Below are 17,492 nucleotides of genomic sequence, written 5' to 3'. Positions count from 1 at the left end.
AACGGAATGTGATAGAACGCTGCTTTAGCTGGCTTAAAGAATGTCGCCGGATCGCCACACGCTATGAAAAGCTGGCAAGTAGCTTTAAGGCGATGGTATGCGTGGCGTGCATCGACCGTTGCTTGCGAGCCAACTTTTCGTACAAAACCTAGTAAATAGTGCGAAAGTCGATGGCTGATATCTATCAGCAGCTGATCCCCTTGTGCGGTGCCAAGCTGCTGGTTAGCGTAGCTAAAACGGTCAAGGTCAATAATGACAATAGCGAGCCCGGCGCCGGAGCTATTTTCGCTATGCATGATTTTATGAAGTAGCTCCAAAAAATAGGCGCGGTTAGGCAGCCCGGTGAGCCCATCAAAACGACTGGCGCGGTCGATCGCCTGGGCCTGTTGTTTGGCGCGGCGAAGATCGGTCAGTACCAGCACATAGTGCGATATCGCGTCGGTGGTATCGCGCACAGCTGCAATGGAGACGTTTTCTGGCAGAGAGTCGCCATTTTTGCATAGGTTTAACACCTCGCCTTCCCAGTGATCTCCGTACTGGCAACGCTGCAGCGCGTCATCTAGAGAGAGTCCGTGCCCAGGACTGGCCAGGAAGGCGGTGGTAAGGCCAATAATGTCATCTCGGCTGTAGCCTGTTTCTGCTTCAAAAGCAGGATTAGCATCAATAATTGTAAAATCGGCGTTCACAATAACAATCGCATTGTGGCTGTTTTCAAATACTTTCGCGGCCATCTCAAGCCGTTTTTGCGCTTCGCCCTGTGCCTGACGTAGATGGTAGGTGGTAATTAGCTGACCCAAGCGCTGCTGTAAAGGCTCAAGCTCCTGTGCAAAGGCGGCGTCATACCCTTGTTCGCGATTGGCGAGCCCAATCACGGCAATGACATGGCCGTGTTCATCAACGGCAGGCAGCCCCAGGAAACTCTTGAGCGGAGGGTGACCAGCGGGTACACCGCCGGCGCGGGGGTCACTTTTAGGGGAATTGGATATGACGATTTGATTGTGCAACATGACATGACCAAACAGTGAGTCAAGCTTCGTGAAGGCCATATCGTTCGGCGCGTTGGCGCTGAAGCGGCTGAATTGCTGTGTATCCCAAGCGATATCTGTCAGCGCGTGCATCTTGAGGTAGGGCGTTTTGCCATCGTCACGGTATTTCACTTCGCCCACAAAGCCTGCTTCGCTCTCAGTGGCGATCAGCAGCTTCTCCAACGCATGACAAAACGTTTCTTGCGTTTGTCGGTTCCCAATAAAGGTGGCTTGCAGGTCGTTAATAAGCTGTTCAATACGAACATAGCGCGCCAGATAGGCTTCTTTTTCTTTAAGCTGAGTGATGTTCTGAGTGGTACCCACCAGCTGTGTCACGCGGCCATGAGTCATTAGTGGGACCCCGTTAATGTGTACCCACTGGGGCGACGTCAGAGGCGAATGATTGAGTCTTAGGTCTTCAGAAAATGTTTGTCTGGTACGGACTGCGTCCATGATGGCGTGGTCAAAGCGCTGCTGTGATTCCGCATCGTAAAAATAGTTAGTCTCAGCCGTACTGCATGTCCCCTGATGGTCGAGTAAGCGAGACTGTGTGTTGTTCCGCCAAAAGGCTTTGGAGTCAACATCAAGCTCCCACAAACCAATGCCCGAACTATTGACAATGGCGAGTAGACGACGCAAACGCAGAAGTTCCAGATGTTCTATGACATGCTTTGCAAAAACCGCTAGCTGCGCAAGCTTGTTGCTGGATATTCGTCGTGGCTGGGTGTCAATAATGCAGAGCGTGCCTAGCTTAAAGCCGTCCTGGGTCGTCAGTGGTGCGCCTGCATAGTAGCGAACATACGGAGGTTGCGTGACCAGTGGGTTATGGCAAAAGCGCGCATCCTGGTGGGTATCTTTGACTTCAAAAATAGCGTGGGGGCCGTTAATGGCGTGGGTACAAAATGAGCTCTCCAGCGGGGTGGAGGTCACATCTAAGCCGTGGCGGCTTTTGAACCATTGGCAGCGCTGGTCAACAAACGAAACGAGCGTGGTGGGAACCTCAAAGTAGTGTGCAACTAATTGGGTAAGGGTATCCAGCTGTGCATCGTTCGAGGCGTCTCTCAGGCTGTAACGCCAGAGTTCTTCGAGCCGCTGCTGTTCGTGGTCGTGAGATGTGGGTTGCTTCACGGTTAACTCCCAATGCTCATCGCTCATTGTTAGCCCTATGGAGTTTGAAAGGGCGAGCGCATAAGCTGTTTATGAGAGGTCCTTTTCTCCTGATGTTTAAGTTCTAATTTTATTATACGCAGAATCATTCATGTCTATTGTTTGTCAAATCAACGCACTGCTAACAACCACCTTGCAAGCCTCATGCCAAATGGATGTGCTTTAAATCGGGTATGAAAGCGCGAAATGCGCCTTTTAAGGGCGCATTTTTGAGATCAGCGGTGCGCTGCTTGCACCTGCCTCGCTTCTTTTTGCATGGCATTGGTGCAAAAAGAAGCTGGGTTGCTTTACGCAGGTGCATCAAGTGAAAGGGGAGGCGTTGTTGCGCTTGACCGCTCTTTTGAGGTGCGTGCCCTTGGGCGCAGCGTTTCATCATCCAGGTCAAACATAGAAATAGCATCCCCGAGCTCGCTGGAGCGGCCGAGTAGTTCGCTTCCGGTCTCGGCCGTCTGCTTGACGAGTTGGGTATTTTGTTGGGTGACATTGTCCATTTCGGAGACTGCATTACCCACCTCTTGAACAGCGCGAGACTGCTCAATACCCGCCTGGCTAATCTCGCTAACTAGCTGCGTGACACGATTAATTGCCTCAATGGCGGCACGCGTTTTATCGCTAGCCTGGCCTGTTAACGCGACGCTCTCTTCCACCTGACGCAGGTTTTCAGTAATTAAAAGGTTGATCTGTTTGGAGGCATCGGCACTGCGTGTTGCTAAGCTACGAACCTCCTGTGCCACTACGGCAAAGCCTTTGCCTTGCTCGCCTGCGCGGGCAGCTTCTACTGAGGCGTTAAGCGCTAAAATGTTGGTTTGAAAAGCAATGCTGTCAATCAATGAGACGATTTTGACGACTTCTTCAGACCGGCTATTGAGCGTTTGCATGGCGCTTGCCACTTCGCGCACGACGTTACCGCTGTCGTCAGCCAGTGTGGCCGCATCACGGGCCTGGTGGTCCACTTCGCTGGCACGGTCAGCGTTATGAGATACAGTAGAGCCTAGCTGTTCCATGGCAGAGGCGGTTTCAGTGAGCATAGCGGCCTGTTGGTCCACTCTGCTTAACAGTTCATCGCAATTGATAGAAATTTGCTCGCTGTCGCCTTCGACTTCGTAGGAAGCTTGTCGCACTTGATTGACGGTATTCGATAACTTAGCGTTCATCTCACTGAGCGCCTGCATGATGCTGCGCTCAGGGTAGGGCTTAGCGTCAGAGCGAAAGTTACCAGCACCAATTGTCTTCACTCGCTTTCTAACCTCGCTTGGGTCTGCGCCCAAGGTGCGTTTTAGCCAGCGACCGGGAAGCGCGGCGATAATCAGGCTGATAAGAATAGCTGCCCCTACAAGGCTGAGCATGCTGGCTTGAAAATTGCCGGTCATTTCCCGTGCATGAGCTGTTTCCGCCTCGTTCATTGATGCCTGAAGGTCAATGAAGACGTTAATGTCAGCAAGCCACTGGCTAAACCCAGGGGCAGCGTCTTCAAAGAGCACCAGGCGTGCGGCGGCCAGCTGGTTGTTGTTACGAAACGCGATGACTTGCTCAACGGCCGCCTGCGTGGTCTGCGCGGTTTGCTGGATTTGTGCGTAGGCGTCGCGCTCTTCAGGAGTAATGGTATCGGCATGTTCGGCAAACATGCGCTCCATGGCCTCTTCCGCAGCGTCATAGTCTTGGGCTAGCTCCTCCATGAGCGTAAGCTGGGCAGATACGTCGCTATGTGTGGTGAGCAAAATAGCGTCGCGCAACGCGATGGCACGATCGTGGACGCTGCCGCGAAAGTCGATGGCATGGCGCTGTTTGGCACTGTTGACATCGTTGATCTGGGTGAGCGAAGTGTCAATTTGATTGACGCGCTGGATGCTGATGATACTAATCGCCAGCATCAGACTGATGATGGTTGCAAACCCTAACCAGAGCCAGTGTTGGAAGCGTAAGGAACGGTAAGCAGTTAGTAGCGAAAACATGGCAACTCCTGAGCAAGAGAAGAGCAAACCGCGCGGGCGCGACGCGCACCGTGCGTTTTAAACGCTGCAAGATCAATGCCATGTGCCTAACAGTGTGTCACGAGCGGGGCAGGACGCGTTTGCGTTGCTTATTTAAAAAGCCGCTGATGTGAACAGCGGCTTTTTGAGCTAGTTAGCTAAAAGAGAACGACTATGACGCATCGTCGTGTGGGTGGCGTGGCATCTCGCGAATGTTAGAAGGTTTCCCACTGATTATCGTCTGAAACAGTGTGTCGCCTGTCTGTAGATGGTTGCGTTTGTGGAAGGGCGTAACTTTGCATACGTTGGACGTTAGCGCGGGGAGGCGTTCCTTGCGCTTTGTCGACTTTAAAGAAGGCGACGGCTTCCGCTAAGTCCTGCGCTTGTTCTTCCATAGAGGCAGAAGCCGTAGCGGTTTGCTCCACCAGTGAAGCGTTCTGCTGGGTGACCTCATCCATTTGGTTAATTGCTATGCTCATTTGGTCAATCGCTGAGGTTTGCTCGTCAGATGCGCGACTTACTTCTTCCATTAATCCTGAAACACTGTCGATATTTTTGACGATCTGCGCCATGGAGTCGCCAACCGCGGTGACGAGCGCGCTGCCTTGTTCGACTACTTGATTGTTTTCAAGAATCAGATATTGGATTTGTTTGGCCGCATCAGCACTGCGCTGTGCGAGGTTTCTTACTTCTTGCGCGACCACAGCAAATCCACGCCCTTGCTCACCCGCTCGGGCAGCCTCCACCGAAGCATTAAGTGCCAGAATATTAGTTTGAAACGCGATGCCATCAATTAACGTTACAATACCGCTAATTTTTTCTGAGCTTTCATTGAGCTCGTCCATTTTACTGACTGCTTCTTTAACTTTCTCACCACCGTAGCCTGCTGAGCGGCTAGCCGTATGCGCTAACTGATTAGCCTCGCCAGTATGTTGAGTGTTGTTTTTCACCGTTGCAGCGACCTGCTCCATGCTGGCAGCCGTTTCCTGTAGGCTGGACGCCTGCTCTTCAGTGCGTTGTGAGAGATCCACGTTACCGGTTGATATTTGAGCGGACGCGGTAGAAATGGCGCCAGCGGAGGATTGGATATTGCCAATGAGCGCTTTTAGTTTCCCCTGCATATCGCTTAGCTCATCCAGCATATCGCCCACCTCATCACGATGCGTGTGCTCAATGGGTTGCGTTAAATCGCCATTAGCCATGGCGTGGAAATGCCTGCGCGCCTGGGCCAGCGGTTGCGTAATGCGCTGGATTAAGAGCCAGCCTAAAAAGGTGGCGAGTAAAATAGCAGCCGTCAGTGCACCAATCATTAAGTTACGCATAAAGGCAGCGCGATCCAGCGCATGTTCGTAGGCTGCCTGGGCTTCGCGCTCTTCTAGCAAAATTAGCTCTTCAAGCGTTGTGCTGAGCGTGCGATAAGCGGGCAGTGCCTGGGTAAACGAGATTTCATTGGCGCGATCGTAATTGCCTGCGGCGTAAAAGGGTAATGCCGCTTCGACGACTTGCTGCAAACGGCCATACTGTTCTTGGAACTGGCTGGCCAGGGCTTGTGCAGCGGGCGATAAATGCTGTGAGCTATAGGCGTGCCAGGACGCGTCTATACGCTGAATATTGTGCTGAATATTATCAATATGCAGATCAACAGGATGGTCATGTAGCGCGCTGACAGCCAGCATGGGGTCGTGCTGTCCCGCTAGCGATAGCTCTAACAGCATGTCGCGGGCGCGCTCATTTAGGTTAGCAATCCGCTGTGTATCTTGAAGATTTTCTTGAAAAATAGTGTCAACTGCACGGTTGGCGGTCGTCATGCCGCTAAAGCCAAGCGCCCCCATGGCCAGCATCAGCAGTAGCATAACCGCCATCATGATGATTAGGCGTAGTTTAATGGTTATTCGAAATACGTGGTTCAGCATGTGACACCTCGAAAACAGCCGTTACGGTTAAGCCCATCAGCAAGACCCTAAGAATGTATTATTTTATATTTCTAAATGTTATTAGTAAATTACAAACAGGGCTTTTGACTTAAAGCGGAGCCTAGACTTTTGGAGGGCTCTGGCCGTTAACGTGTCTCTTCTGCTTGAACAGCCGTGCTGTTACGACCCTCTTTTTTGACCTGGTAAAGCAAGGCATCGGTCATCGACAAACACGTATCCATTGTACTGGTGCCGATAACCACACAAATACCAACACTCACCGTACAGTAGAGTGGCGCTTCACTGCTCGTAAGCATGGGCGTTACGGCAAGTTGCTGGTGCAGGCGGCTTGCCACATGGGTGGCTTCTGATGGGCTGGTGCGGGGGAGCATGACCATAAATTCGTCACCGCCCCACCGGCTAATCACGTCGTACTGACGAAACACCCGACGGCATAGTTCTATGAAACGTACCATGACGTGATCGCCGCTCTGATGACCATACGTATCGTTAATGTGTTTAAAGTTATCTAGGTCAATCAACATTAATGCACCCGAAGGGGCGCCACGCTGAATCATGGCCACTTCTTGCTGAAAACGTTGATCAAACGCACGGCGGTTTAATAAACCTGTTAATGAATCGGTGGAAGATAACGCCTCTAACTCCTGACGCGTTGTCTGTAATTCACGAATCAACGCTTCCTGTATACGGTGACTGCGCATTAACTCCATATGGGCCATGACTTGGTTGGCTAATGCCTGAAGGGCGAAACGTTGGCGTTGTGTCAGCTCACGCGGTTCATAATCCAGTGCGCATAGCGTTCCCAGCGGATAGCCATCTTGGCTTTTTAGCACGGCACCCGCATAAAAACGCAGGTGCGGCTCGCCTGTAACTAAGGGATTATTAACAAACCGGGCATCTTGCGTGGTATCCGGCACGACAAAAATCCCGGGCTGTAGAAGGGCATGCACACAAATCGAGATATCTCGCGGCGTTTCTTGAACCCCTAGTCCTTTTTCGGATTTAAACCACTGCCGATCGCGGTCAATAAAATTAACCACGGCAATAGGGGTGTCGCAAATCAGTGAGACCGCTTCAACAATTTCATCAAACGCGGCATCTTTTTGCGTGTCTAGAATCTGGTAATCGGCAAGTGCCTTAAGTCGACGCGTCTCATAGTCCTCTGGGCTAAGACGTGGTGTGTTATTCACAAGCGATCACCGTTTTCGATAGGGTGATTAAGCCCTTCAAACGCCCTGACGTTGAAAGTGCCTCTACTTATGTCATCGTTATGACACAAGTGATCTTGGCAGTGGTTGTACATATCAGTTCCTTCTGCGACTGCCCTTTCAGGCGTAGCACAATCTGCTAGGTAATGTTTTATAAAACAGACATTTAAAAAACATTGAGGCAGCGCTGCGGCTGCGCTCATATGGACAGCAAAACAATCATTATTTAATTATATGGCTAACTTTTATTGTACGCGATAATTGTCGTGTGTCCTTATTGTATAGTTTTGTTGTTCGCATTTTCTAATGCTCTTTTTTATTAATAGCGCCACGCTTCGACCAAAAGAGCAGTTGGCTTGCCGGCATAGGTCTGGCGATGCCATAGCCCTGTACAACGTCACAGCCCATTCGCTGCAGGGTTTCAATATGCGCGTCGCTCTCAGCACCTTCTGCAACGACTTGTTTGTTAAAGCGTTTGGCTAAATACGTAATGCTTTCGACAATGGCTAGGTCTTCTGAGCGTTTAAGCATCCCCATCACAAAGGATTTGTCGATTTTGACCAAGTCGACCGGCAAATTACGCAGGTAGCTCAACGATGAGTAACCTGTACCAAAGTCATCGAGAGCGACTTGGCAGCCCAGTTCGCGGCAACGGTTTAATATTTGGGTCGCACTGGGCAAATCGTCTAGGGCTGCGGACTCCAGCACTTCAATACAGAGGGAATATGGGGGTATGTCAGGGTGCCTAGCTAATGCGCCCCTTAGCGTGTCAACGAACTGTTCATGCACGAGTGATTGAGGCGTCAGATTAATACTGACGTCAATCGCTAACCCGTCATTTTGCCATGCCGACAGCTGGGTTAGCGCTGTTTCCATGACCCAGGCATCCAGTGCCAACTCCGTATCGGTACCGCTGATGAGAGGTAAGAATTGATCAGGCATCACTAAACCGCGCTTTGGGTGATTCCAGCGAATCAGGGCTTCTACGCCGAGCAGCTTCAGTGAGCGTGCGTCAATTTGTGGTTGAAAGTACAGCTCAAATTGATCTGTTGTAAGGGCTTGAGAGATGTTATTGCGCACTGTCTGTTGTGCTTTTAGCTTTTTCTCATGGCTAGGATCAAAGAAAGCAAACGTATCACCCCCCTGGAGCTTTGCTTGATACATGGCTTGGTCGGCATGGCGTAATAGCGTATCGGGATCAGCGTCATCCAGTGGGAACAAGGTAATTCCCAAACTTACGTTCACCGCCACTGAGGTAGAGTCGAGCCCGTTCGGTTGCTCCACCACGAAGCGTTTAGTGATCGCACGCAGTTGTTCTGGTTTAGCATTCATATCGTGAAGTATCAGTCCAAACTCATCGCCACCTATCCGTGCAACAATTCCTTTGTTTCCTGCACGTTCCCGTAATTGCTTGGCAACGGAAATTAAGACGTTATCAGCCGCTTTATGGCCAAGCTGTTGATTGATTCTCTGGAAATCATCAAGGTCTAGAACGCCAATGGCAAGCGTGTTGCCCTCGTTAACGTGTGCGATCGCTTCACGTATCTGGTTGAGCATTTGAGGCCGGTTAGGTAGCAACGTGAGCCTATCAAAATGGCTCGCAAAGTGTAGCTCTTCGGCATGCTTCTTGAGTCGCGTCATGTCCGAGAAAATCGCCACGTGATGGGTGATGTCTCCTTGATCGTTACGCATCAAAGAGAGTGACAATGCCTCATACAGTAGCTCGCCATCTTTGCGGCGATTAATCAGTTCGCCACGCCAGCTTCCATGGGTTAACAAGGACTGCCACATGTCCTGGTAAAAGGCTTTGGTATGACAGCCTGAGGAGAGGAAATTAGGCTGTTGGTTTAACACATCGCTTCGGGTATACCCCGTCATAAGCTCAAAGGCACGATTCACATCAACGATGCGATTGTCGTGATCCGTAATCATGATGGCGTTTTGGCTGTCAGAAAAAATTCTTGCTGAGAGCTCAAGTCGTTGATGTGCCTCGTCGTGCTGAATACGCAAACGTAGCGAGCTAATGAGTTGGCCGAGATTGCGTAAAAACGAGGAAAGCTCTTCCATGAGTGATGGCTGATACCCGCCAGGGCGGTTCGCCAGACCAATCATGGCGATCAAAGTGCCATTATCCGTGACGGGAATGCCGATGAAGGCACTAAGAGGAGGATGGCCGTTAGGCAGGCCGCCACGTCGAGGGTCTTGGTCAGGTGTGTTCGCAATGACCATCTCCCCCGTTTGTAATACGTGCCCAAAAAGCGACGCTTGTTTACTAAATACTATTCCCCCTAGGGATGCCTTTTCAAACAGCCGACGTGAGGCTGGATCCCAGCTGATATCCGTAATGGCATGTGTTTTCAGAAAAGGCGTGTTTGCTGCGTCGTACAATACTTCACCGATAAAACCGGAATCACTTTCCGTTAGCGATACCAGCTCGGCCAAGGCATCTGAAAACGCCTGGGATAAGTCATGTTCAGCAATAAAAGACGTCTGTAAGTGGTTAATCAATCGCTCAAGACGCTGCTGCCGCGCCAGGCGTCGCTCATTTTGTTTGAGCGGCGTAATATCTTGAATAGTGCCCGCTACCAGTGTGGTTTCCCCGTCAACAGCAATGGGAGCACCTGTGACACGCACCCACGTCGGCAGTGCTTTAACTTGCGGCATGAGGCGTAATTCAAGATCAAAAGGCGCCTGCTGATCAGCGGCCCTTGCCAAACTAGCTTCCAGTCGACGTTGATCCTCTGCAAGATACACGCTGATCGCATTTTCTTTGTCATGAGAGTAGTCAGGGGCAACGCCATAAAGCGCATACACGGCGTCATTCCACCATGTACTATTTGAGGCAATATCCAATTCCCAAAGCCCGAGACCTGAGGTGGTGACTATGCGTTCCTGGCAGTGCAACCGGTGTAGCTCAAGACGCTGAATCACTAGGTCTGCCAGAGTGGTTAAATGGGTTCGCTGTGCTTCACTGAAAGCTCTTGTTTTCGTATCTAAAATACATAGCGTGCCCAGGCTATAACCTTCCCGAGACACCAGCGGTGCGCCGAGGTAGTAACGAATATGAAGTGGCCCCGTCACCAGAGGGTTATCCGCAAAACGCGAGTCTTGAGTAGCATCCGTTATTTCAAAGACGCCTTCTCCGCACAAAGCATGTGCACAGAAAGAGATATCACGGGGTGTCTCTTTAACCGCTAACCCGTGGTGGCTTTTGAACCACTGACACTTCTCATCGACAAAACTCACTAGGACGTACGGAGCATCGTAAAGGTTCGCCACCATTGATGTAATACGTTCTAACACCTCGTCGTGATGCCGATCGTTCATCGTGTAGTGCCATAACGCTTTCAAACGCTCTGGCTCATTAGGAGGTCTTGGGGGAAAACTGGTTGGCATTACTTGGCCTCCCGTGAGGTAACCCTCATCGAGGCTGGTAACGTAAATGACGAATGCGTCAAATCACCGCTCGCCCCAACGAGGGCTGAAATTTCTAGTGTTAACTCCGTGCCATTAGGCGTAGTGCGAAACGCACGGATCGCATTCAACAGCTGGTGGGCTTCTTTTTCCAGTGTTTGGGTTGCCGTATTGGTAGACTGCAGCTGCTCGGCTGTATGTTGAACGCCTTGCTCCATGACGTTGATGGCACTGCCAATTTGTGAAATGCCACTGCTTTATTCTTGAGACGCAGCGCTTATTTCGCTCATAAAGTTGTTGACCCGCTGGCTTGCCTGCATAACACGTTCAATAATCTGCTCAGTGGCTTCAACAAATTTCACACCGGCGGCTATTTCACCGTTAGACGTATTAATGAGTTGGTGGATCTCTTTCGCCGCCTCTGAAGAGCGTTTTGCAAGACTGCGGACTTCGCTCGCCACAACCGCGAACCCTTTACCATGAACACCCGCACGGGCGGCTTCTATCGAGGCATTGAGGGCTAAAATATTTGTTTGAAAGGCAATAGAGTCAATTAACGCGACGGAGTGATCCATCTGCTGGGCACTTGCGGTAATCGCGTTCATTCGCTGAACGACCTGCGCCATGCTTTCACCTGCGTTTTGCACTTCCTGCATATTGGTCGTTGCGAGGTGGCTGGCTTGTTGCGCATTTTCAGCATTTTGTTTGACGGTGACCGTCAACTGTTCGGTGCTGGCAGCAGTTTCTTGTACTGAAGAGGCTAGATCATCGCTACGCTGGGCAATGAATTCGTTGCTATGACGAATATCAGCCACCGAGGGATTGACCTTGTTGATACCGTCATTGACACCGCTGACGATCGCACTCAGACCTTTCCGCATCGTGACCAGTGCATCGATCAGGCGATCAAAGTCATCGTTTTGGTGGGGTGGCACGTCGGCGGCCAGGTTGCCAGCTGCCACCTGAAGGACAAATGCACGAGAGGTTTCGACCATTCGACGCACTTTATTCCACACGCTTAACCCTAGCCCAGCCACCACGGTAAGCAGTATTCCTCCGATCAGTAAATGAGAGAGATCTTGAGAAAGCTGCCACTGATTAAACGTTAACCACCCAATAGAAAGGCCAGCAACAAGCGTTAGTAAACGCGTTTGCAGGGTAGCCGATCCCCACTTAAAGCGACCCAAAAACGCTAACGGATGGCGACGGCGTATTTGACCACGATACAGGGTGTAGTTTTTCCCTTTGCCGTTTTTCCACGCATGGTAAACCTTTTCTGCGTGCTGTACTTCTACGGCGGATGGCTTGGTACGTAGAGAGGCATAACCGACGATGCGACCGTTTTCTTGGATAGCCATTGCATTGGCGCGTACCCAATAATGGTCGCCATCCTTACGCCGGTTTTTGACTAAGCCAGACCAAGGTTTGCCTTGCCGTATGGTCTCCCAAAAATCTTTAAACGCCGCTGGCGGCATATCCGGATGACGAACGAGGTTGTGGTTTTCGCCCAGCAGTTCATCGAGACTAAACCCACTCACCTGCACAAACGCTGGGTTCGCGTAGGTGATCTCTCCCTTTAAATTGGTGCGAGAAATCAGCAAATCGTCCTCAGCGTAAGCATACTCAACATTAGAAACAGGCAAGTTAGTACGCATGGCAGCCCCTTGGGTATCTGGTGAGCTAGGAGTGTCTCGATTGGCTAAAAAAGCCAAGTTGTTACTGATTGTATCGGCCACGATGCAATTTTCATGAGGATAAATTATATGCTTATAACAAATATTAGCTTATGTTAAGTTAGTAAAAGTTATTTGATATTTAATATCAATAGGTTATGGTTTTTTTGAGTTGTCAAGAATGACGGCTTGCGACTATATCCCGGTTTTGCTGGCTGTGCAGGAAGTCCCGGGTGGCGTTTCTGAGCCAGGAGATTATGTTGCTCACTTATGACAGCGAGATGTCTAAAGCTTAATGCAATGGCCCAAACGACAAATGTATTCGATACGCGAAGAGGCTAGACACGCCGTCCTCAATGTCATTGAATGGCACCAGTGCTCATCCCATCCATAAGGATGATGCGTCAACGTGATATCGACTGGGGGTGAAGAAAGTTATTTTGAATCTTTCGAGGACTTTAGTTGGTGCAGTTAAATTCGAAATAACTAGCGTAAGTAAGAGTGAAAAAGGCGAGCGTTTATGAAAAAAACGATACGAGACCGGCGTATCTGGCTTATTTTATTATTAAGTGTGTTGGGTTTTTTAACTATCACAAGTATGGCCAGTAGTGGCCGGGCGGAATTTCCTCATGTTATGGCTGCCTTAACGGTATTAATTCCATTAACAGGTTTTAGTCTTTTACTTCGTTCCCCTTGGCCGACACTAGTCGCTCTTTGCTTAGTCATCGTTATTAACGTGACGCTGAATTAGCCCACATGATTGTTCGCTGAATACGATAGTTACTTTCTGTATAATTTTTCCCTTAAAGATTATCCTAATGTTTTAAAGCGCAGTCTCAATGCCAGCCATCACGCACACGATTCGTCAGTCGTATGGTGATGGCTTAGACCTGCTTAGTGAAGTGGGGCGCTGTTGATGCCCGATAGCGCTTGGTTAACAGTGAATATGTGTGCTTCGATCCCACTGACTCCCATGTCTTTTAAGCGAGCAGTATGCTTTTCACAATATGCGATGGCATTTTCGCGTGTTTGGAAAAGATAAATGCCCCCTGCTTGGTTGTTTTCTTCATTTTCAGTCCAAATTTTCCAAATTAGCCCCGGCTCTTCGTTGATAGAGAGCGCAAGGGTTGCCATCATTTTTTCCATTTCATCTCCGAACGGCCCATTAAAAGGGAAATGGACTTGCAATACTGTTTGCATGTTAACTCCATATTTCAATAAAGATGGTTTAGTGTGGAGAAGACGTCGATAGTACATAAGGAACAGATTGTAAACAATTGGGCGGTGAGCGGCAGAAGAGAATTGACGAGCTACGGTGGTCTTGCTCAGCAATAGTAGACACTCGTTTAAGCAGTCATTCGAGCTTCATATGCCTCTGAGTTGACTCCTAATAAAAGCTGGCATGATGGCTTTTTGAATCGCCTTGAACTTCCCCGGTTATTCCGGAGACTTGTTTGTTTGAGTCAGGTAGCTGCACCCGACTCCTCCCAGCGTTTAGATATACGGAATATTCTACTTTTGAGCGCTCTGATTTTTCGGGGGGATTACCGTTTAAGCTGGTCGAAAACGCTTCCTGCCAATACGTTTAAGACATATCGGAGAGCGCACCCTGCTGGGTACCAATCGCTATCACTGCTTGCTGAAAGATGCGAGCCAGGTTGGGCTGGTGGCACAAGGCTAACGACCGAATCATCCGCGTGATGCGTAAATGGTTATGGCCTCCCGCTTTTAGCCAAATATGGGTTTGTATTGCCAGCGTTGGTTGAGCGACGATATCGCTCCCTTCCCGAGCGAGGCCAAAAAAGTCGAGCATCACGTCAAGCGAGCACTTCTGATGCTGACGCATAATGTCATTATCCTCAAAAGCGGCTTGGACTGCTGGGGTTAGCAACGGGGCAAAGGCGTTAAAGCGGCCTGCCTCAGGGATAGGGAATAGCCACTGAATATAGTCGTGGGTGTGTTCCAACCAAAAGGGCGATAGGCGTCCAGATATCTTCAAGGCACCGGCCTTTATGATCGCGGCCTTCGCCGCAGTAAAACGCAATCAAACGCTGATCATTATCCATTAAGTAGCACTCATCAGGGGCTCTATCGGGGTGTATAACGCCATTTCTCGTGAATGTCGTTCGGCGTTTTCATCCTGATGCGCGTCAATGCTTTCCAGTGCACGAATGTAATAGGCGGGTAAGCCATGCTCGCGCGCCCCGGAAAGCATATGGTGCTTGTACCAGGTATACGGGCGCAGACCGAGCGCGGTGATATTGCCGATATACGCCTGCACCTCAAACTGTCGGTCACTAGCGAGATCCGTGACGGTGAGCCACGTCTCGTTATACGCCTCTCCCAACCCCTCATAGCGATCAAGCGTCGGTTTGTGATGAGACGCCACGTCCCAAATCACACCATAGACAGCGGATTGCGCTGAGGCAGGAACAATATCGCACTTGCCTGAACCGTCACCGCCGCGTTGATGCAATGCCAAGCGGTAGGCAGGCAGCAATGCGGTGGTCACAAAGCGCGCAGGAACGCGGGCTGCTAAGCGCTGGGTAGCCATATTGGAGCCGTAAGCAAAATAGAGCATGGGAACCCTCCGTGGTGTAGCAATAATAAGTAATGGTTTTTTCGGCATGCCGAAAAACGCTTGTTTCAGACCTTGAGGCTAATGGGTGTTTATGACGTTATAGGAGAGTCAGTGGCGTAATGCGCAAGCATTTGCTCTGCGTTTGCCTTGATCGTTTCTCGCCACGCGTGGGGCGCGTTAACCTTAATATTTGGCCCCATGCCCATCAGCCACCACAGCGTTTGCTGGTCATCCGGTAGCCGTTACCATCCGTCAGTATCCGGTAATGCGTCGATGGTTTGTGTGTCTGAGAGCGGCGTTTCTTGCAGCAGCCACGCCACAGGCCTGGCGATGTCCGCTTCCAGCACCACATCGCTGGGCCCTTGCCGATACCCAAACGCACCGCCTTTGATGTAACTATCAATGTCAAAGTCGTGCTGTTCTTGCCAAGGCTGCTGACTGAGAGAGGCTTGCTGGATGCGATGCAAGGCAAACTGGCGAAGGTCGTCAAACCCATCTACATGAGCTAGGTGGGTTTTGTACGAAAAGTTGGCTCGCAAGCAACGGTCGATGCACGCCACGCATACCATCGCCTTAAAGCTACTTGCCAGCTTTTCATAGCGTGTGGCGATCCGGCGACATTCTTTAAGCCAGCTAAACCGATATTTCGGTTTATCGAACCCTCTAGGTAGCCCAGGCCGGGTTCTTCGGTGCATGTTGCGCTGAGCAATCACGGATTTCATGCCGTGCTTGTCGCAATAATGACGCAGCTCATCGCTGTCGTATCTTTTGTCAGCCACCACATAGCGGCTACGTTTGCGAGGGCGCCCGACGTCACCTGGTAGATGGATGCTCTCTAATGTCGCAACGAAGTGCCGAGAATCGGCCTCTTGACCAGGAGACAGTGTGAACGCCAGTGGCCAGCCATAACGATCAAAAACTAAATTAATTTTGGTTGTTAAACCGCTGCGGCTACGGCCGAGCGCGTGGTCTAGCGGTTCTGTTGAACCCCCTTTTTACCGCCTCCAGCGGCAGCGCGTGTGGCTCGCACGGAAGGTGTATCAACCGGATGACGTTATCGAAGATTATCAATCACCCAGGCCACTGCACGGTGACAGATAATCTAGATAGGCTTTGCTACTACTTTGATTGTGAGATCGAAAAGCTAGTGACTCACATCAAGGAGCCCAGTTCAGAACCTGCACCTTAACTCGGTAGGAAAGAAAAGAAGGAGATGCTGAACAAATTGTTCGTTGCCTGAAGGTCGCCGCCTTTTTCACCTGCCGATAGGCATTTTTAAAAATGGGCACGGTGTGGGCACAGAGCTTTTTGGAATGACAGGCAATAAAAAAGGCAGATCAGTAAGTAACTGATCTGCCTTTCAAAATATTGGTAGCGGGGACCGGATTTGAACCGATGACGGTTATGAGACTGATGAAATAGGGACATATTATATGTCCTAAAATTACATTTAATTATCTAAAATCATCATTAGTAGGGTTTTTTCTGGGTTGCGTTCGTGGAGGTAGTGTTACTTAAGAGCACATGAGGGAGCTTATACTTGGCACAGAATTTGGGGAAATTGCCTGTCCAGAAAGTGACCTTCAGGCAAATTGTCGGGCTTCGACAAGACAGTGACGACAGGAGTTGCCTCGCGCCATTTTCTCTGTTTGAGCTTGTGGGGTAATCCCCCCCCTAAAAATGGGGGATTACCTTTCTCCAGCACGCCTCGCCCTAAAACCAGCAACACTCTCTGAATCTGGCGCATCGATGCGCTGCTTTCCTGGTTCCCGCTGTCGTCATCGCCCTGGGACTCTGTGAGAGAACGCACATATAAAAAGCCCTGGCGCTTACCAGTACCACTCCCATGTTAGCTTAAGCCTCGACGTAGTAGCGGACACGCTCCTTGTAGAGTTCATCGAACAGCGAGTTGGGCACTAACTGTCCATTCATATACTGGGTCTGGTTGATGACCTGGCCAGCGGTCAACTTACGAAAGGCTTCCTGGCTCAGGCGACGATCGACGACTGGCCGCCCAGAATGTGTCTCTTGAGTGAAGGTGGGTCTCGCTCATGCGGTGACCTCCTTGGCGGGGGCCTCCTAGCCTTCTAGGGAATGAAGGGGTGATACGAGAGTGTCACAACAGACATGACAAATTGAGTGGTTTGGCTGATCTGCGGTCACAAACTCATCTCGCGGCGTGATGTCCATTTCGGGGAAAGGTCATGCGCTTGATCATTGACATCTTTGGCAGATTTGGGTGGCTCGACAGTTGTCTTAATGGTGGATGACTGCCGAGCAGAGTCTTTTGGTTTTAGTGGGAATTTTGAGTCGAAAAAAATGGCAACCGACATGCAAAACAGTCGTATCGGAGCTGGTCAGCTGAATCGCCCCGGATATTCTAGACACCCGTTAGGCTCTTAAAGTAACGCCTTTCATACTCAACCGGTGACAAGTTATCACTTGTGCCGTGTCGGCGCTTTGGGTTGTAAAACATTTCAATATAATTGAACACGTCACATCTAGCTGCTTCGCGTGTTG

General features: G+C 50.3%; 11 protein-coding genes and 3 pseudogenes. 2 read left to right on the top strand and 12 right to left on the bottom strand.

Annotated elements, in window-relative coordinates; all coding sequences use genetic code 11:
• Window positions 1–152: transposase (locus MOY_RS17545; protein WP_235803685.1), on the top strand; the 152-nt coding region annotated here is incomplete at its 5' end.
• A 66-nt stretch (window positions 153–218) separates the two neighbouring features.
• Here MOY_RS17545 and MOY_RS17540 read toward each other — a convergent pair.
• From MOY_RS17540 to MOY_RS09025, 6 genes and pseudogenes are all read right to left on the bottom strand, one after another.
• Window positions 219–1,376 (bottom strand): annotated as a pseudogene (locus MOY_RS17540) (PAS domain S-box protein); the annotation flags it as partial.
• Between the two features lie 1,103 nt (window positions 1,377–2,479).
• Window positions 2,480–4,144: a methyl-accepting chemotaxis protein gene (locus tag MOY_RS09045; RefSeq protein WP_009098886.1), complete on the bottom strand. Its 1,665-nt coding sequence runs from the start codon at window positions 4,142–4,144 to the stop codon at window positions 2,480–2,482.
• A gap of 233 nt (window positions 4,145–4,377) precedes the next feature.
• Window positions 4,378–6,075 carry a methyl-accepting chemotaxis protein gene (locus MOY_RS09040; RefSeq protein WP_009098884.1) on the bottom strand — a complete coding sequence of 566 codons (1,698 nt, stop codon included), beginning with the start codon at window positions 6,073–6,075 and terminating at the stop codon, window positions 4,378–4,380.
• A 146-nt stretch (window positions 6,076–6,221) separates the two neighbouring features.
• The gene (locus MOY_RS09035) at window positions 6,222–7,286 is read right to left on the bottom strand and encodes a sensor domain-containing diguanylate cyclase (RefSeq protein ID WP_009098881.1); all 1,065 of its coding nucleotides are present in this window, start codon (window positions 7,284–7,286) and stop codon (window positions 6,222–6,224) included.
• 321 nt (window positions 7,287–7,607) lie between these two features.
• Window positions 7,608–10,700 (bottom strand): sensor domain-containing phosphodiesterase, encoded by a 3,093-nt coding sequence (locus tag MOY_RS09030; RefSeq protein WP_009098878.1) that lies wholly within the window; start codon window positions 10,698–10,700, stop codon window positions 7,608–7,610.
• A 275-nt stretch (window positions 10,701–10,975) separates the two neighbouring features.
• Window positions 10,976–12,373 carry a methyl-accepting chemotaxis protein gene (locus MOY_RS09025; RefSeq protein WP_050949563.1) on the bottom strand — a complete coding sequence of 466 codons (1,398 nt, stop codon included), beginning with the start codon at window positions 12,371–12,373 and terminating at the stop codon, window positions 10,976–10,978.
• 538 nt (window positions 12,374–12,911) lie between these two features.
• Between MOY_RS09025 and MOY_RS09020 the strand changes: the two genes are divergently transcribed.
• Complete coding sequence (locus tag MOY_RS09020; protein WP_009098872.1) at window positions 12,912–13,142, top strand: hypothetical protein; 231 nt, start codon at window positions 12,912–12,914, stop codon at window positions 13,140–13,142.
• A gap of 143 nt (window positions 13,143–13,285) precedes the next feature.
• On the opposite strand, the gene MOY_RS09015 is transcribed toward MOY_RS09020, so the two are convergent.
• From MOY_RS09015 to MOY_RS16930, 6 genes and pseudogenes are all read right to left on the bottom strand, one after another.
• Window positions 13,286–13,591, bottom strand: a complete 306-nt coding sequence (locus tag MOY_RS09015) for a monooxygenase (protein ID WP_009098871.1) — start codon at window positions 13,589–13,591, stop codon at window positions 13,286–13,288.
• Between the two features lie 385 nt (window positions 13,592–13,976).
• On the bottom strand, window positions 13,977–14,390 hold the full coding sequence (locus MOY_RS09010; RefSeq protein WP_235803683.1) for an opioid growth factor receptor-related protein: 414 nt from the start codon (window positions 14,388–14,390) through the stop codon (window positions 13,977–13,979).
• Window positions 14,391–14,456: 66 nt separating this feature from the next.
• Window positions 14,457–14,972 carry a gamma-glutamylcyclotransferase family protein gene (locus MOY_RS09005; RefSeq protein WP_009098868.1) on the bottom strand — a complete coding sequence of 172 codons (516 nt, stop codon included), beginning with the start codon at window positions 14,970–14,972 and terminating at the stop codon, window positions 14,457–14,459.
• A gap of 89 nt (window positions 14,973–15,061) precedes the next feature.
• Window positions 15,062–15,199, bottom strand: a pseudogene (locus tag MOY_RS17775) (hypothetical protein); the annotation flags it as partial.
• A gap of 291 nt (window positions 15,200–15,490) precedes the next feature.
• Window positions 15,491–16,017 (bottom strand): annotated as a pseudogene (locus MOY_RS17530) (IS5 family transposase); the annotation flags it as partial.
• Window positions 16,018–17,352: 1,335 nt separating this feature from the next.
• The coding region (locus tag MOY_RS16930; protein ID WP_139029279.1) for an IS3 family transposase at window positions 17,353–17,492 on the bottom strand (140 nt) is incomplete at its 5' end.

Origin of the sequence: Halomonas sp. GFAJ-1, assembly GCF_000236625.2 — a bacterium.
Taxonomy (GTDB): domain Bacteria; phylum Pseudomonadota; class Gammaproteobacteria; order Pseudomonadales; family Halomonadaceae; genus Vreelandella.
The sequence above is the reverse complement of the archived record's forward strand: the minus strand, read 5'-3'. Positions and strand labels throughout refer to the sequence as shown.

Bases quoted from the DNA above. Each gene is read 5' to 3' on its own strand.
- MOY_RS09040 (WP_009098884.1), bottom strand. From the start codon at position 6,075: ATGCTGAACCACGTATTTCGAATAACCATTAAACTACGCCTAATCATC.
- MOY_RS09015 (WP_009098871.1), bottom strand. From the start codon at position 13,591: ATGCAAACAGTATTGCAAGTCCATTTCCCTTTTAATGGGCCGTTCGGA.
- MOY_RS09025 (WP_050949563.1), bottom strand. From the start codon at position 12,373: ATGCGTACTAACTTGCCTGTTTCTAATGTTGAGTATGCTTACGCTGAG.
- MOY_RS09005 (WP_009098868.1), bottom strand. From the start codon at position 14,972: ATGCTCTATTTTGCTTACGGCTCCAATATGGCTACCCAGCGCTTAGCA.
- MOY_RS09030 (WP_009098878.1), bottom strand. From the start codon at position 10,700: ATGCCAACCAGTTTTCCCCCAAGACCTCCTAATGAGCCAGAGCGTTTG.
- MOY_RS09020 (WP_009098872.1), top strand. From the start codon at position 12,912: ATGAAAAAAACGATACGAGACCGGCGTATCTGGCTTATTTTATTATTA.
- MOY_RS09045 (WP_009098886.1), bottom strand. From the start codon at position 4,144: ATGTTTTCGCTACTAACTGCTTACCGTTCCTTACGCTTCCAACACTGG.